The 16,707-nt window shown below is 32.5% G+C and carries 10 protein-coding genes and 2 pseudogenes; 9 read left to right on the forward strand and 3 right to left on the reverse strand.

Annotation, left to right across the window (positions count from 1 at the left end):
* Positions 1 to 4: 4 nt before the first annotated feature.
* Complete coding sequence (locus tag SBL16_RS07210) at positions 5 to 877, forward strand: CobW family GTP-binding protein (protein WP_107611659.1); 873 nt, start codon at positions 5 to 7, stop codon at positions 875 to 877.
* Between the two features lie 176 nt (positions 878 to 1,053).
* Here the strand turns inward: SBL16_RS07210 and SBL16_RS07215 are convergent, their stop codons facing one another.
* Positions 1,054 to 3,054: a catalase gene (locus tag SBL16_RS07215; RefSeq protein WP_053016929.1), complete on the reverse strand. Its 2,001-nt coding sequence runs from the start codon at positions 3,052 to 3,054 to the stop codon at positions 1,054 to 1,056.
* A gap of 438 nt (positions 3,055 to 3,492) precedes the next feature.
* Between SBL16_RS07215 and SBL16_RS07220 the strand changes: the two genes are divergently transcribed.
* Positions 3,493 to 4,974, forward strand: a complete 1,482-nt coding sequence (locus SBL16_RS07220) for an MFS transporter (RefSeq protein ID WP_107611658.1) — start codon at positions 3,493 to 3,495, stop codon at positions 4,972 to 4,974.
* 75 nt (positions 4,975 to 5,049) lie between these two features.
* Here the strand turns inward: SBL16_RS07220 and SBL16_RS07225 are convergent, their stop codons facing one another.
* A complete protein-coding gene (locus SBL16_RS07225; protein WP_107525795.1) occupies positions 5,050 to 5,763 on the reverse strand; it encodes a PLP-dependent aminotransferase family protein in 714 nt (237 codons plus the stop codon).
* Between SBL16_RS07225 and ccrB the strand changes: the two are divergent.
* From ccrB to SBL16_RS07245, 4 genes and pseudogenes are all read left to right on the forward strand, one after another.
* Positions 5,762 to 7,153: pseudogene (ccrB, locus tag SBL16_RS07230) on the forward strand (cassette chromosome recombinase CcrB); the annotation flags it as partial. The gene SBL16_RS07225 and the pseudogene ccrB overlap by 2 nt on opposite strands.
* Before the next feature lie 473 nt (positions 7,154 to 7,626).
* A complete protein-coding gene (locus tag SBL16_RS07235) occupies positions 7,627 to 7,965 on the forward strand; it encodes an SAUGI family uracil-DNA glycosylase inhibitor (RefSeq protein WP_053016926.1) in 339 nt (112 codons plus the stop codon).
* 95 nt (positions 7,966 to 8,060) lie between these two features.
* Positions 8,061 to 8,303: pseudogene (locus SBL16_RS07240) on the forward strand (DUF960 family protein); the annotation flags it as partial.
* 444 nt (positions 8,304 to 8,747) lie between these two features.
* The gene (locus SBL16_RS07245) at positions 8,748 to 9,644 is read left to right on the forward strand and encodes a hypothetical protein (protein ID WP_145460853.1); all 897 of its coding nucleotides are present in this window, start codon (positions 8,748 to 8,750) and stop codon (positions 9,642 to 9,644) included.
* Here the strand turns inward: SBL16_RS07245 and SBL16_RS07250 are convergent.
* Entirely contained in the window at positions 9,641 to 10,360 is a 720-nt protein-coding gene (locus tag SBL16_RS07250) for a hypothetical protein (protein WP_117206122.1), read from the reverse strand. The genes SBL16_RS07245 and SBL16_RS07250 overlap by 4 nt on opposite strands.
* A gap of 428 nt (positions 10,361 to 10,788) precedes the next feature.
* On the opposite strand from SBL16_RS07250, the gene SBL16_RS07255 reads away from it, so the two are divergent.
* Genes SBL16_RS07255 through SBL16_RS07265 form a run of 3 tightly spaced genes read left to right on the forward strand, consistent with a single transcriptional unit; the run spans position 10,789 to position 16,670 of the window.
* Positions 10,789 to 12,303, forward strand: coding sequence for a type I restriction-modification system subunit M (locus tag SBL16_RS07255; protein ID WP_117206115.1), 1,515 nt, complete (start codon positions 10,789 to 10,791; stop codon positions 12,301 to 12,303).
* Positions 12,293 to 13,567 carry a restriction endonuclease subunit S gene (locus SBL16_RS07260; protein ID WP_002504701.1) on the forward strand — a complete coding sequence of 425 codons (1,275 nt, stop codon included), beginning with the start codon at positions 12,293 to 12,295 and terminating at the stop codon, positions 13,565 to 13,567. The genes SBL16_RS07255 and SBL16_RS07260 overlap by 11 nt, the downstream gene beginning before the upstream one ends.
* Entirely contained in the window at positions 13,551 to 16,670 is a 3,120-nt protein-coding gene (locus tag SBL16_RS07265) for a type I restriction endonuclease subunit R (RefSeq protein ID WP_317953461.1), read from the forward strand. The genes SBL16_RS07260 and SBL16_RS07265 overlap by 17 nt, the downstream gene beginning before the upstream one ends.
* Positions 16,671 to 16,707: the final 37 nt, after the last annotated feature.

Consider the following 16,707-nt stretch of genomic DNA (forward strand, 5'->3'; position numbering starts at 1 on the left):
AACTATGCAAATTGTTATTATTGGAGGCTTTTTAAGCGGTGGAAAAACAACTACATTAAATCACTTAATTACCGACGCACTTGATAATAACTTGAAACCTGCCGTATTAATGAATGAATTTGGAAAAATGAGCGTCGATGGCCAGTTGATTAAACAAGACGTACCCATGGAAGAAATAGTAGATGGTTGTATCTGTTGTGCAATGAAAGCCGACGTCTCTGAACAATTACATCAACTGTATTTAGATTATCAACCTGATATCGTCTTTATTGAATGTAGTGGCGTAGCCGAACCATTAGCTGTTGTCGATGCATGCTTAACACCTGTCTTAGCACCTATTATTCAAATTAGAAGCATTGTAGGCATTGTTGATGCGACGATATATGAGCGATTTGATGCCTACCCTGAAGATATTCAGAAATTATTTCTAGAACAACTTCGTCATTGTTCGACACTTAATAAAATAGATTTGGTGGCCGTAGATAGTACGGCGGAACTTTTAAGAAAGCTTGAATCGATGAATAGCAATGCCAATATCCTGGTAGGTAGTTACGGTTCACTCTCTTTAAAATCATTGTTAGAAGTTATAAATGTTGGAGGTCACAAGAGTAAAATATTACATGGTGACATTGGGCATTGCTATATAGAACGTCCTCAGATGAAATCTAAATCTGAGTTTATTGATGAATTAAGTGCCTTACCTAACGACGTCTATCGCGTTAAAGGTTTTATACGTTTCATAGATGAACAACATATCTATCTCGTCCAATACGCTCAAGGAGAAATCGAACTCTCCCCCATCCAATTAACAGCAGACGTGCCTTTATATCTAGTAATTATTGGTAAAAACTTAGACAACATCGATATCCCATTGTAGTTTCATATTATAACTTAGTATTGTAAGGAGAAGACTCCTAAAAGAATCGGTGGAGCACCAAACCTAGAGCCGCATTAATATGAAAAAGCACTTTCTATTTTGAAATTTCAATAGAAAGTGCTTTTTATTTGCTAGAAAAGGTTATATTTTAGACTGCCTTCCCACTACTTTTATCTTTATCTGTTCCAATATCTGAAGCGTTCGAATGCATCTACAATCGCATCTGGTTTATCCGAAACAATCACACCTGGTGCATCAAATTGAATCTTACTATGATTTAATAATTTAGACGCTACTTCAGATACTACAACTGGTTTTTTATGTTTATAACTTAATTCAGCAAAATCAATCGCTTCTTCTAATAATTCATTGCCATCTGATAAGATAACCACACTATCAAAGATAGTTGAACTTGCTGTACTGTATGTTTCAGTAATACCCACTTCTTCAGTTAAATCTTTCGCATGCTGTCCTACGAAAGCGAAGTTCAGACGATTGTTTGAGAAGACTTCGGCATAGTCTTTCAATGTTTTTGCATCGATGTCACCATTAATTAATACGGCTACAGAGTGACCTAATAATGGGATATCGAATTTTTCTAATGTTAATTGGCTATCACTAGCGTCAGATTGTACTTCTTCATTATTTTCAGGAACATCAACACCAACGTTTTGGGCAACATATTCGGCTAATTGACGATCGACTTTGTTTAATTGATTGACGGCGTTTTGTTTTACCATCACTGATTTACATTTACCAATTTCAAATGAGAACCCATCAGCCATATGTTGTTGTTCCGCTTCAGTTAAGCTATTTTTATAAAGCTTAGCTTGAGAATAATAGTCTTTGAAACTTTCACTACGTTGACGTACTTTATGACCTTCAACTTTTTCTTGATAATGTTCATAGCCACCTTCTTCTTTAGGTGTGGTATGAGGTTCATTATTATTCAGACCATTTTTATGATAAGACGTTTGACCTTGGTGGATACTCATTTGATGCATCGCGTCACGTTGGTTATTGTGTACACCACTAACTGGTCTATTAATTGGAATTTGGTTAAAGTTTGGTCCACCCAATCTTGAAATTTGTGTATCTGTATATGAGAATAAACGACCTTGTAATAATGGGTCATTTGTAAAATCAATACCAGGTACGACATGTCCTGTATGGAAGGCTACTTGTTCAGTTTCCGCAAAGACATTATCCACGTTACGGTTTAACGTCATTTTACCTACACGTTTGACTGGAATTTGGTCTTCTGGCCAAATTTTCGTAGGATCTAAAATATCGAAATCAAAGTCAAATTCTTGATCAGGCGTAATCATTTGGAAACCTAATTCCCATTCAGGATAATCGCCTTTTTCAATTGATTCGTATAAATCTTTTCTATGGAAGTCGACATCTTTACCATGTAAGATTTGGGCTTCGTCCCATACTAAACTTTCTAAACCATGCAATGGCTTCCAGTGGAATTTAACAAAGTAAGATTGACCTTCTTTATTTACCAATCTAAATGTATGCACACCGAAACCTTCCATTTGACGATAGTTCTTTGGAATACCTCTATCGCTCATAGCCCAGAATACTGCGTGGGTAGATTCAGGATTTTGCACAAAGAAGTCCCAAAATGTGTCATGTGCTGAACCACCTTGGGGCATTTCATTATGAGGTTCTGGTTTTAATGCATGCACGAAGTCAGGGAATTTAATCGCATCTTGAATAAAGAATACTGGAGCATTATTACCCACTAAATCGAAATTACCTTCATCAGTGTAGAATTTAGTTGCGAAACCACGGATATCTCTTACTGTATCAGGAGATCCTTTTGATCCTTGTACTGTAGAGAAACGAACGAATACTGGCGTTGTCTTTTCAGGGTGAGTTAAAAAGTCTGCTTGTGTATACTCGCTCATATCTTCATATACTTTAAATTCACCATGTGCACCAAATCCACGCGCATGTACGACACGCTCAGGAATACGCTCATGGTCGAAGTGCATCATTTTTTCACGAAAATGGAAATCCTCTAGAAGTGTTGGACCTCTATCGCCCGCTGTAAGAGAATTCTCGTCTTCACTTACTTTCACACCATGGTTAGTTGTGATTGCTTGATTATCATTATTTTTCTTTTGTTCTTCTAATTGTTCAAGCTTTTTATTATTTGATTCTGTCATCTTTATCTCCCCCGATAAAATTATATTTTCCTGTGTCATCATTAAGTTTTTGCGTATGCCCTACGATTACTATCAAACATTTATACTATTCCCTTTACTCATTTTTTTAATCACACTTTAAACTTTATAATTTTAATATATTTTTTATTCGTATTTTTTGTTTTGTAAATTAATTTTCCTGAAAAGTGGATTACATATAGGTTAGCGAGGGAGATATTACGAATGCATGTCAGAAAAATGTAGTATATAATAGAGGTATCTTTAAAAAATAATAAAGCTACTAACTTGTATAGATAGACTCTTCTGTGAGCATTTCTCACTGTTACTTACATCCACAACGTTACACTGCATCATTATTTTTTTATCCAGTTTCACCGGTTCATATTAAACCCCTTATTACTATCGTCATATGAAATATAAAGAAAGGGATGAACGACTTTGAGTTTTTTATGGACTAAAAGAGTCAAACTGTTAGAGTTATTCGTGTTAAGCGTCTTAACCGTTTTAGGTATTGGCTCACAGTTTTTCTCCAATTTAGCATATAGTCTTAATCAAGGACTATTACAGACTGCATTTGGCTTAGGTTCCAAGCAGCTCATTATACCCTCTATTATAGGGAATTTTTCTTTTGCCCTAGGCATACCGTTGGGCCATGTCTTTACCCATAAGTTGGGTACCAAAAAGACATTTATCTTTTTCACCTCATGCTTCTTAGTAAGCTCGATTATCGGAATTGTCTCATTTGATATTTATTCACTATCTATTTCGAAAACAATCCAAGGATTTAGTACAGGAATCTTATTCTTTACGTTATTACCTAAACTATTCCAAGCATTTCCTAAACGCTATAAGAATGTATTCTTATTATTAGTTATAGTGGGATTATTTGGTGCGAATGCATTAGGTGGCATATCAGGTAGCTACTCATTAGAATTAGATAGATGGAAATGGATATTTGTCATTAACATTGTTTCAAGTATCTTATGTCTTATTCTTGGCCCAAGATTCTTAAATAATGCGGATAAAGCACCGGAGAAAGAAGAAAAAGGTATACCTTGGCATATCGTATTTTTAGTGCTAACTACAATCACCATTAGCGTACCGATGATTATGTTAACACAACAAAGCCATATCACGTTTCTAAGTTATATTTTCTTATTAATTGCCGTATTGTTTTTCGTTAATTTCGTGTACTTCAATATGAAATCTGATGCACCAATTATGTATTTTTCAACGCTATTTAAGAAGAAACCTATTGTCGGTTCAGTCATGGCAATTTCATCTCATTTAACACTCTTAGTGGGTATTGCCGGCATTAATGTTTTCCTTTTAAAAGCATTAAAATTACCGTTCGAAGTAACAGAGAAATTCTATCTTTACTTCTTTATCGGGGTTATCGTCACAGGATTTATTAAAATGTTGTTCTACAGTTCCATAGGTGCCGGTATATTAGGTACAGTCGGTGCTACTTCATTGATGTATGTCAGCATACACTGGATTGTATTAGAACATTCAGTCAACGTTAATCTACTCTACCTACACGGTTTCTTATTGGGCTTTGGGACAAGCATGACGTTACTTAGTGGCGCCATGGCAACGTTACTTGATGGCGATTTAAAATACGCCTCAAACCGTTCCGTGACGATGCATAGCATTAGAAACTTTTTATCAGCGTTATTAGTGCCAATCGTGACGTATATTTTAAAAGATGATATCCAAAAAGGCCTGCAAACATTGTATTCAGGTTATACCACACATATCACGAACAAGTTCGTCTTAACGCAAAAAATTCAAGACGTCATTATCCATTCGAATCAGAAGATATTTACGTTAATGCTTATTTTTAACATCGTAATGTTAATCTCATCTATCATTCAAATCTTCTTAGGAAAAGGACGCAGAATCACACCTAAATCTTAGAGAAGAATTAAAAATGGCACCATAACTTATATCAAAAGACCTTTATCGAGAGCAATATACTCTCCATAAAGGTCTTTATTTTAATTCTATACTTGCATAATGTTGAATTTTTTGTAGGGCATACTTAATATTTTCTTTATTTTCAAATGCGTATGATAGTCGAACGGTGTTAGCTTTACCCCCATAAATAAAACCTGGATTAAGCAATATTTTTTCTTTATTAATCAGTTCAGCAAAGAGCTTTTTAATATTAATATCTCCTCTAAAAGTTACCCAGATAAAGAAACCACCTTTAGGTATATCCCATGTCACAATATCGCTAAAAGTGTCATTTAAAATGCTTAACATATAATCACGCTTATCTTTTAAAATTGTCCTTAGTCTACTTACATGATCATCATACTCTCCAGACGTTAGTAATTCATAAACTACCATTTGCGATAATATGCTAGAACCATAATCAATTTGCATTCTAATGTCGGCTAATTGTTCAATTACTTTTTCAGAAGCAATCAACCATCCAATCCTAATAGCTGGAGCAATTGACTTTGAAAAACTACTTATATGAAGGACATTACCCGTGTTATCTAGAGATTTAATCGGTTTAAGGGGCGGTTCATCAAACCAGATGTCTCTATAAATATCATCTTCAATAATTGGCATATTATGTCGTCTACTATAAGTAATAATCTCTTCTCTACTTCTACGTGACAACGATTGACCAGTTGGGTTATTAAACGTTGGATCGATATAGAACGCTTTTTCTTTATTACTGATAGCTTGATTCATGGTATATAATACTACTCGTTTAGCTAGAAATACCTCAGATTTATTAAATATTGTCGAAGAATTGTATGAGATTAATGTTGAATTTTTTAGTCTAACTGAAAAAATAGAAATTGCGAGCTCCACAGGTAAGTTGATGCTCCAAATCTTAGCGAGTTTCGCAGAATTTGAAAGAAACGTTATTGTAGAAAACGTGTTCAATGGCCAAAGACAACGTGCTATTGAAGGTTATTACCAGGGTAATTTACCTTTAGGCTATGATAAAGTACCTGACAGTAAAAAAGAGCTCATGATCAATCAACATGAAGCGAATATTGTTAAATATATTTTTGAGTCATACGCTAAAGGTCATGGTTATCGTAAGATTGCGAACGCATTAAATCATAAAGGTTATGTGACTAAGAAAGGGAAACCGTTTAGTATTTCGTCCATTACTTATATCATCTCAAACCCTTTTTACATTGGAAAGATACAGTTTGCGAAGTATAGACACTGGAGCGATAAGAGGCGAAAAGGACTCAATGAGGAACCAATTATCGCTGATGGTAAGCATGCACCTATTATTGATAGAAACTTATGGGATAAAGTGCAATTTAAACGCAAAGAGAGTCGTAAAAAACCACAAGTTCACGGTAAAGGGACAAACCTACTGACTGGCATTGTAAAATGTCCGAAATGTGGCGCAGCAATGGCCGCAAGTAATACAACCAATACGTTAAAAGATGGCACTAAGAAAAGAATCAGATATTACTCATGTAGTAATTTTAGAAACAAAGGTTCAAAAGTTTGTTCTGCGAATAGTGTTAGAGCCGATGTCATTGAAAAATATGTTATGGACCAAATACTTGAAATTGTCAAAAGCGATAAAGTTCTCAAACAAGTTGTCGAACGTGTTAATCAAGATAGTCAAATTGATATGGCTGCACTTAACCATGATATTGCTTATAAACAACAACAATTTGATGAAATTAACACTAAACTTAAAAATCTAATTCAAACCATCGAAGACAATCCAGACTTAACATCTGCACTCAAACCAACCATTCATCAATATGAAACACAACTCAATGACATTACAAACCAAATGAATCAACTCAAGCAGCAACAAAACCAAGAAAAACCATCTTACGATACGAAGCAAATATCCAACATCTTACGTCATATATTTCAAAACATAGAATCAATGGATAAAGCACAACTCAAAGCATTATACCTTACGGTCATTGAACGTATTGATATTCGTAAAGATGGAAGTCATAAAAAACAATTCTTTGTCACACTCAAGCTCAATAATGAGATTATTAACCAACTTTTCAATAATACCTCTCTCGACGAAGTGCTCATCAGCACTTCGTCTTTATTTTTGCCTCAAACACTTTTTCTTCAAATCTAATAACTATGTACTGTCCTTTCGTCATTCAATAACACTCATCTAACAAATATCTTCAACATGATACCAAGTCATGGTTCAATGTGAAGCTTATATTGATATGACGAAAGAACATCCCAAAATAAAATATGGGTGGGATAGTAAAGGGATTGGATAACTTCATGTAGGAGAAGGATTACGCAAGCGTAATCCCGAAATCCCATTATTATTTATAAATAAATAATATAAAAAGAAAAAATAAGTCGTAATTACATCTACATATCCAAATGATCTATAAATATATAGCTATATTTCTCGAAAAATGAGTGGGATAATGGGATTTCCTTGTCATACCAACAATTGTGACGACTTTCGATTGGGATACTTTCTATATTTCGGTGGGATTTCTAAGCGAAACAAATGGTATTTCAAACTTATATTATCAATAAGATGTATCACATGCACACATCCATCAAATACATTAGGAGGTCATAATAATGACACTAGAACAACAACTCAAGCACTATATAACCAACTTATTCAACCTGCCAAAGGACGAAGTGTGGCACTGCGAATCTATCGAGGAAATCGCTGATGATATCTTACCCAATCAATATGTAAGACTTGGCCCACTCAGTAACAAAATACTTCAGACTAATACCTACTACTCTGACACACTTGACGAAAGTAATATCTATCCTTTCATTCTCTACTATCAGAAACAACTCATAGCCATCGGTTATATCGACGAAAATCACGATATGGATTTCTTATACCTACACAACACTATCATGCCTCTTTTGGATCAACGATACTTACTAACAGGAGGACAATAAAATGCATAAATATATCAAACTAACACAATTAGTCATCACTATCCTAAGCGAAATCATTACATGGATGAAAGAATCAGAACGAAAGGAAAACGCTTATGAATAAATATATAACACGGGGGATTGCCAATAGATTACCTATCTCCTTACAAAAACAATTATGGCAACTCGTCTCTGAACGTGAAAACGAACAGTCCAAGGAACTAGAAGCAATAGATTACTTTCATATCTTCCAGTTCAACATGCATAATGATCAATTATATATCAAACACAAACAAGAACGTCCTGAGTACATCAAAACACATAAAGCTAATTATTCAAAAGCTATCAATTTATCTAAAAATGTTTTTAATTAAACTTTTATATAGATTAATTATAAATGCACACTTTTGATTACAACAGAAACAATTCAGTAAAACAGTATATATAAGCTATAATTTTAAAGTTTCATATCCATTTCTAAGTGTTCTATTTTTATTTTTTACATAATTAAATTTTTAAAATATCATATTAGCCTGATGTAATTTATTAAAAAGCATCACTATGATAAAAATATAACTTTACTTCTTATCAATCTCATATAGTATGAGATGTTCAAAATTCCTTTAAGTAGCGGCTGAAAAACCGCATCATTTATGATACGCTTCCCCTTATTAGTGGTTTTACTAAAAAATTATTTTTACGTCATTTTAAGTAATATTATACATTCTTTTACTTTAAGTAATAAACGATTACAATTATATTACTTAATACAATTTGTTATTAATTAAAGGAGGATTACTAATTTGAGTATAATTAAATCGTATTCAGTAGGAAATGGTGATATGTTTTACATTAAACACGGTACAGATAATTTCTCTATTATAGATTGCTGTTTATATAATGATAAAAAAGATATTATAATAAAAGAAATATTAGAGATAGCTTCTACAAAAGAAATTGTTAGATTTATATCTACTCATCCAGATGAAGATCACATTCATGGACTTGAGTTATTAAATAAAAATTTAAATATCACTAATTTTTATTGCGTAAAAAATAATGCTAAAAAAAATGATTTTAGTCAAAGTTTTGAAGAATATAAAAAATTGAGAGATTCTAACAAAAGTTTTTACATACATAAAGATAGTCAAAGAAAATGGATGAATATTAGCGATGAATCACGAGGTAGTTCCGGTATTAATATATTATGGCCTGATACAGACAATGAGTATTTTAAAAATGAATTACAAAAAGCAGCAGAAAAAATCAGTTTTAATGATATATCTCCTATCATTCAGTATAAATTAGATAAAGGAGTGACTGCTTTGTGGATGGGAGACTTGACTACTGATTTTATGGAAAAAATCGAAAATGAAGTTAACTGGGAAAAAGTGGATATATTATTTGCACCTCACCATTCTAGAAAAAGTGGAAGAGTACCGAGTAATATCTTAAATAAATTAAACCCTAAGCTTATTGTTGTAGGAGAAGCTAACTCAAAAGATTTATACTATTATAGTAATTATACTACAATTACTCAAAGAAAAGCAGGCGATATAGTATTTGACTGTCAAACTGGTACTATCAATATATATGTGAGTAATTTAAACTATGAGGCTAAAAATCTTGAAAAAGACTCTAAAATTCCCACAATTTATGATAATTTAAAATATATTGGAAGTGTAACTACATACAATTAACTTTTAAAATCACAATTAGCTAATAAAGATTGAGCATAACGTTTTGCAGATTTTCTAGTCTGTGTTTTAGTAACTTTAAAAATCCAAAAATACAAAAAAAACACGTTAATAATACTAGAAAGTACTAGTTGAATCGTAACATTTTCTTGAGATAGTATAAAAACAACAATACTGAATACTATAGATATTAAAACAATTATAATACCGATATATTTAATTCCTAATAAATTACGATAGAAGCCATATTCCATATTATGTTGAGCAGTCATATAATCTTCTCTTGTATTTTTTAATAACCAATCAATTGCTGAGTCGTACTCATCATCAAAATAATTCTCTTTTTTGTCTCTAGCATCTTCATAGCTAGGAAGTTCTATACAAGGAACGTTTTCTTGTAAAAAAGAGTGATATCTTTCTTTGGTTTTTATATTTAAAGTGTCGTCTGAATATCTTAAAATTTGTGTAGTGGGATAAACATTTGATGATTGAGAAAACAACTTTTTTTCAACCATTTTACCATTTTCTCTTGCTATGATTGAAAATAAATAGATATAAAAAATCAATAGAATTATTACAATTAGACTAGAACCTAAATTTAAACTATCAGGAAAATATATTATCAAGGTAGTAAAGAAAGACATGATACTTATCATTCCTGGAGCTATAATAGCTTTTAATTCATATTTATTAAAAAATATCATTAAAAATTCCTTCATAATATTTTTCTCTCCCATTATTAAATATTGTTTAAAGTTAAAAGGAGGTACCTCTCCTTTTTCTATTTGTTTTCAATAAATATTTATTATTTACCATGGTGCTTTTGATACAGAAAAATTTTGACCTAATATTCATAAAAAATTTTTCAATTAACAATGGCAACAGTATCTTCAATAATCACAGTCTTCACAAAGGTAATAATATGAATCTTCACATTTGTAACACCAACCACCTCTAAATCTTTTATCATATCGTTTCAGTTTGTATTTTTTATTCATTTTAATTCACTCCTTTTTACCAGTTTAAAATAATAATAATCTATATCTTTTTGATAGTCTAGATAAGTTAAATATTAATAAAATACTACGCAATCACCTTCTATTTTTTGCTATAGTTGGTTTAACATTATATTTAAGAGGTGTTATTAATGGCAACTATAGGTTTTGAAGAAAAATTATGGCAAGCTGCCGATAAATTGAGAGGAAGCATGGATGCTGCTGAGTATAAAAATGTAGCATTAGGTTTAATCTTTTTAAAATATGTATCGGATTCTTTTGAAGAAAAGTATGAAGAATTGAAGCAAGATCCTTATGCTGATGAAGAGGATCAAGATGAATATTTAGCAGAAAACATTTTCTGGGTTCCAAAAGAAGCAAGATGGCAATATATCAATGATAATGCTAAGAAACCTGAAATTGGACAATTGATTGATAAAGCAATGATTGCGATTGAAAAAGAAAATGAATCATTAAAAGGTGTGTTACCTAAAGAATATGCGCGTCCTGCGTTAGATAAAGAAAAATTAGGCGATATTATTGATTTATTTACATTTAAAGTTGGCGATACAGAGAGTCGTAAACAAGATGTACTAGGTCGCGTGTATGAGTACTTTATTGCTAAGTTTGCAAGTGCTGAAGGTAAAAATGCTGGAGAATTCTATACACCGTCGTCAATTGTAAAATTATTAGTTGAGATGATTGAGCCTTATAAAGGCCGTATTTACGATCCATGTTGTGGTTCAGGTGGGATGTTTGTACAAAGTGAACGCTTTGTTGAAAAACATCAAGGTCGATTAGACGATATTGCAATTTACGGACAAGAGTCTAATCCTACCACTTGGAAATTAGCTAAAATGAACTTAGCGATTCGTGGAATTGATAATAATTTAGGTGAACGAAATGCTGATACATTCCATAATGATCTACATAAAGGATTAAAGGCAGATTACATATTAGCCAATCCTCCTTTTAATGCAAGTGATTGGGGACAAGAACGATTACTTGATGATTACCGTTGGCAATTTGGTATTCCGCCAAAAGGTAATGCCAACTATGCATGGATTGAACATATGATTTCAAAATTAGCACCTAACGGTACAGCAGGGTTTGTATTAGCTAACGGCTCAATGTCTACAAGCGGAAAAGACGAATTAGAAATTCGTAAAAATTTGATTGAACAAGATTTAGTGGAATGTATTGTTACTTTACCTGGACAACTCTTTTATTCAACACAAATACCTGTATGTCTTTGGTTCATTAGTAATAATAAAGGTCAAAATGGTAAAAAAGAACGTAAAAATGGAATTTTATTTATTGATGCTCGTGAAATCGGTCATATGGTATCTAGAACATTAAAAGAATTTTCAGATGAAGATATTCAAAAAGTAGCACAAACATATCATGCTTGGAGAGGTACAAACGATAAATCATATGAAGATATAGCTGGTTTTTGTAAAGTAGCTAATTTAGAAGAAGTTAAGAATAATGAATACATTTTAACACCTGGACGATATGTTGGTTTAGCTGACATTGAAGAAGATGAAGAACCTTTTGAACAAAAAATGGAACGTATTACTTCTGAATTAAGTGAACAATTCGCAAAATCAAAAGAACTTGAAGACCAAATCCGTAAATCATTGGAGGGACTAGGTTATGGAGTTTAATGGAATTTTAGAAGATTATGCTACTTATATTTACAGAGGAAAGCAACCCAAGTATTCGACTAATGGAATACCAGTTATCAATCAAAAAGCAATTCAATGGAGTGGATTAAATAAAGAATTTTTAAAATTTCATAATAATGAAATAAAAGTTGATTCAAGACACTTTGTTAAAAAAAATGACTTACTAATTAATTCGACTGGTACTGGCACCGTTGGACGAGTTTATCATTTCAAATTTCAACCCGAAAAGATGTTTGTTGACTCTCATATAACTATTATAAGAACTGATGAAAATAAATTAAGAAGTCGTTTTTTATATTATCAAATGAGAACAAATAAATTTCAAAATATGATCTTAAATGAGTTTTTAGCTGGGTCTACTGGACAAGTAGAATTTAATAAATCGATGGTAAAAAAATTACCAATCTCTATTCCAGAAGTTAACTATCAAGATGTAGTTATCAAAGTTTTAGATGAACTAGAAGATAAAATAGAAATAAATAAAAAAATCATAGCAAACCTAGAGGAACTATCACAAACATTGTTTAAACGTTGGTTTGTAGATTTTGAATTTCCAAATGAAGAGGGTAATCCCTATAAATCTAGTGGTGGAGAAATGATTGATAGTGAGTTAGGTAAGATACCAAGTAATTGGAAAATCTATAAATTAAAAGATATAGCAAGTCATAAAAAGGAAACTTTTAATCCTAAAAAGAGTGAAGAAGTAACAGTTAAACATTTTAGTTTACCTGCTTATGATAATGAAGAACAAGCTATAGAGGAAGAAGTCAATAAAATAAAAAGTAATAAATGGATTATTAATAACAATTGCGTATTATTTTCAAAAATGAATCCTGATACTAAAAGGATTTGGTTACCTGTAATAGATAATAAAAAATTAAATGTTGCTTCATCAGAATTTGTTGTAATGGAATCTCCTAATAATAAAATTAATTCATTCATATATAATATATGTCTTAATTCTCAATTTATAGATTATTTAAAAGCTAATACTACCGGTTCAACAAATAGTAGACAAAGAGTAAAACCAACAATAGCTGTTAATTATAAATTAGCAATTGAAGATAGTATTGTAAAAAAATATTCTGAAATAATCACTCCATATATGGAAGAAATGAAAATATTAAGATCAGAAATTGGTAAATTAACTCAATTACGAGATACTCTTCTTCCTAAACTAATGTCTGGAGAACTAGAAATATCTGATGATATTGAGGTGAATAGTGATGAACTTTCAATTTAATGAAGATGATTTAGAACAAGTCGCATTAGAATGGTTACAATCACTAGGCTATGACTATAAAAAAGGTAATGAGATTAGTATGACAGGTCTAACGCCAGAACGTAAAAGTGATAAAGACGTTGTCCTTCATGAACGATTAGAAAAGGCGTTAAGAAAAATTAATTCAGATATTCATCCTCGTTTTATTGAAAAAGCGATACATGAACTAACTTTAGAGAAGTCGCCCAATCTTTTAGAAAATAACCTTACTTTTCATGAAAATTTGATCAATGGTATTGAAATCGAAGACTATGATGACGAAGGACAATCGGTAGTAGAAATTGTTAAAATCGTTGATTTTGAATATCCACAAAACAATGATTTTTTAGCAGTCAAACAATTCACGGTCGTTAATGGAGACTATACAAAACGTCCCGATATTGTACTCTTTATCAATGGCTTCCCTATCGTTGTGATTGAACTTAAAAATTCAACCATTGAAACCGTAGGCGTCGAAGACGGCTATCGTCAATTAGAAACATATAAAATGCGTATTCCACAATTATTTACATTTAATGAAGTTCTTGTTACAAGTGATGGTATTAATACAAAGGCGGGCTCCCTAACCGCAAATTATGATCGTTTTATGACTTGGCGTTCTAAAGATGGAGAAACGGAATCATCATCAAGTTTAGCTAGTTTAGATGTGCTGATTCATGGGATGCTAAATCCAGAAACCTTACTTGATTTAATTCGATATTTTGTCTTATTCCAAGATGATGGTAAAGGACATATCAGTAAAATTCTAGCAGCGTATCATCAATACTATGCTGTTAATAAAGCTGTTGATAGAGCTTTATTAGCTTCATCTGGGCAGGGTGATGGTAAAGGCGGCGTTATTTGGCATACTCAAGGGTCTGGTAAAAGTTTAACCATGGTCTTTTTCTCTGGAAAATTAATTCAAATGCTTAATAATCCTACCTTAGTTGTCATAACAGATCGTAATGATTTAGATAACCAACTATACAGTACGTTTGTTAAATCAAAAGGTCGCTCTGGTAAAGGATTATTAAGACAAACACCAAAACAAGCTGAAACACGTAAAGAATTAAAATCATTATTATCTGTTGAGTCGGGCGGTATTGTATTTACAACGATGCAAAAATTTGAACCTGAACAAAATGAAACGACCATGGCTGCCCTAACAGAACGTAAAAATGTGATTGTTATGGCAGATGAAGCGCATCGTACACAATATGGTTTTAATGCAAAATACGATGATAAAGGGGAAGGCATTAAATATGGTTATGCGAAGTATTTAAGAGATGCTTTACCGAATGCGACGTTTGTAGGATTTACGGGTACGCCCGTAGCTTCAACGGATAAAAATACGCAAATGGTTTTCGGAAACTATATCGATGTTTATGATATGACACAAGCCGTCGCTGATGGAAGCACCGTTAAAATTTACTATGAAAGTCGTGTAATTCCATTAAATCTACCTCAAAGTTTAGATTTAGATGAAGCGTATAATGACATTACTGAAGATCAAGAAGAGGATGTAAAACAGCGTTTAAAATCAAAATGGTCCCGTATTGAAGCTTTAGCAGGCGCAAAACCTCGTGTAGAAGCCCTAGCCAAAGATATCATCCAACACTTTGAAACACGTCAACAAGCGATGAAAGGCAAAGGAATGATTGTAACGATGAGTCGTCGAATTGCTGTTGATTTATATGATGAAATCATTCGTCTAAAACCAGAATGGCATTCAGATGATGATGATAAAGGAGTCATTAAAGTGGTAATGACGGGTTCATCTAGTGATCCAGCTTCTTTCCAAAGACATATTGGTCCTAAAAAACGTCGCAATTTATTAGAAAAACGTATGAAAGATGTGAATGATGAATTACAACTTGTGATTGTTCGAGATATGTGGCTGACAGGGTTTGATGTCCCTTCTATGCATACGATGTATATTGATAAACCGATGAAAGGACATAATTTGATGCAAGCAATTGCTCGAGTTAATCGAGTGTTTAAAGATAAGCCGGGTGGTTTAATTGTCGATTATGTAGGTATCGCTGAAAGCTTAAAAGAGGCACTTAAAGAATATACAGAATCTGATCAAGCTCAAACAGCGATAGATACAGATAAAGCGGTTGAATTGATGTTATTGAAATATGATGTAATTCAAGATATGTTATATAATCTTGATTATTCTAAATTTAATTCAGATAAAAAATCTGAACGTTATTATACAATATCGAATACGATGGATTATGTAATTGATTTAGGTGAAGATGAACGTCAACGTTTTATTAAAACGGTCACAGAGTTAGGCAAAGCCTTTGCGCTTTGTGCGACTGAACCTACAGCCCAAGAACTCAACGATGAAATTGCCTTCTTTAAAGCGGTTAAAGCAGGACTTGTTAAATTGTTACAACCATCAAAAGAAGGAAAAACACGTAAAACGCCTGCAGAAGTTGAAGCAGAGATTAATCAACTTGTGTCACAATCTGTTGTGACTGAAGATGTCATTGACGTTTATCAAACGCTAGGTCTTGAACAACCCGATTTATCAATCCTATCAGATGATTTCTTAAAAAATGTCGAAGGATTGAAACAAAAAAATGTAGCGGTAGAATTATTAAATCGATTACTCAAGGGTCAAGTCAAATCATTAATGAAAACGAACGCGACAGTATCTAAGCGTTTCTCTGAAATGTTAGGAAACTCGATTAATAAATATAATAGTCGTTCCATTGAAACATCTAAAGTGATTGAAGAACTCATTCAACTCGCTAAAGATATTAAACAAGAACAACAACGAGGAAATGAATTAGGTTTAAATTCAGATGAAATCGCATTTTATGATGCTTTAGTTTCACATGAAACAGCGAAAAAAGCGATGGAAGACAAAGAACTACGTGCGATTGCTCATGAATTAACTAAAACAGTGAAAGAAAATATGGGAGTTGATTGGTCTAAACGTGATAGCGCAAAAGCTAAAATGCGCGTAGCTGTTAGACGATTGCTTAAAAAATATGGCTATCCACCAGATTTACAAAAAATGGCTGTAGAGCAAGTCGTAGAACAAGCAGAGCTTATGGCGAGTAACCAATAAAAAAATAAACTAATAGAGCATCCCTCACCGCAAAGTG

This window comes from Staphylococcus sp. NWU MK-U1, from assembly GCF_033283505.1.
Taxonomy (GTDB): Bacteria; Bacillota; Bacilli; order Staphylococcales; family Staphylococcaceae; genus Staphylococcus; species Staphylococcus haemolyticus.